1 pseudogene is annotated in these 346 nt (G+C 43.9%); it reads right to left on the reverse strand.

What is annotated here, in order from left to right:
• Window positions 1-346, reverse strand: a pseudogene (locus OD917_RS22550) (gliding motility-associated C-terminal domain-containing protein); the annotation flags it as partial.

Here is a 346-nt window from a genome sequence, read left to right on the forward strand (position 1 = left end):
AGCTGTATATGTGAGACAAAATGTTACTGCCAATCTAATTGAACTTTCACATCCTGTAGCTGCATCAGCTAATGCCGCATAATAAGTGCCGCTTGTTAATGCTGTTGCTGCGGGAATTGCTGTTCCGCCTGTTGAAGCATTATACCATACAACATTTGTTTCATTTGTCTGAATGCTCGCAAATGTCGGTGCATTTACCTGACAGAAATCCTGTGTAGCATCTGTAGTCGTAGGCGTTCCTGGATCAGTCACGCTGATTGTTACTGCTAACCTTACTGCACTTTCACAGCCTGTAGCCGCATCAGCTAAAGCCGCATAATAAGTTCCGCTTGTTAATGCTGTTGCT

The sequence above is a fragment of the Flavobacterium sp. SH_e genome (assembly GCF_025717045.1).
In the GTDB taxonomy this organism is placed as follows: domain Bacteria; phylum Bacteroidota; class Bacteroidia; order Flavobacteriales; family Flavobacteriaceae; genus Flavobacterium.